The sequence below is a fragment of the Alcanivorax sp. HI0044 genome (assembly GCF_001634945.1).
The window spans coordinates 1-818 of the sequence record NZ_LWEZ01000055.1 but is presented as its reverse complement, the minus strand read 5'-3'; the positions used below and the strand labels follow the sequence as shown (position 1 = coordinate 818).

Annotated in this window: 1 protein-coding gene; it reads left to right on the top strand. The window is 57.7% G+C overall.

Annotation, left to right across the window (positions count from 1 at the left end):
• The coding region (locus A3730_RS00625) for a TrkH family potassium uptake protein (RefSeq protein ID WP_304439447.1) at positions 1-818 on the top strand (818 nt) is incomplete at both ends.

Sequence of the window (818 nt, the reverse complement as noted above, 5' to 3'; positions counted from 1 at the left end):
TGCAAACCCGTGACGGCTTTCTGGTAGTCACCCTGTTCTGGTCCGTGCTCGGCGTTATCGGCGCGCTGCCACTGATCATCAGTGACGACGTCCCCGTGGGCTTCACCGATGCGGTATTCGAATCCGTCTCCGGGCTTACCACCACCGGCGCCACCATTTTATCCGGCATCGATTTTCTGCCCAAATCGGTGCTCTTCTACCGCCAGCAACTGCAGTGGCTGGGCGGCATGGGTGTAGTGGTACTGGCCGTGGCTATCCTGCCCATGCTCGGCATCGGTGGCATGCAGCTCTACAAGGCGGAAATCCCCGGCCCCATGAAAGACGCCAAGCTCACCCCACGCATTGCGGAAACCGCCAAGGCCCTGTGGTTTATCTACCTGTTCATTACCATTGCTTGCGCCTTACTCTACTGGGCATTTGGCATGACCATGTTCGATGCCATCTGCCACAGCTTCAGCACCGTATCCACTGGCGGCTTTTCCACCCATGACGCTTCCATGGCTTACTGGGACAACCCCCTGATCGACTGGACCGCCACCGCCTTTATCTTGATCGGCGGGCTCAACTTTGCCCTGCACTTTGCCATGTGGCGTGGCCGCTCACTGTTTGCCTACCTGCGGGATCCGGAATTTCGTTTCTTCATCGGTCTTTTCCTGATCTATACCGCCATCATCACCGCCGGCTTGCTGTTCTTTCATTATGACTTTACCTTCGATGACGCCCTTCGCCACTCTGCCTTTCAGGTCGCCTCATTCAGCACCGGGACCGGGCTGACCAGCACCAATGCCGCCGCCTTCCCGGGGTTTATTCCGTTTTTG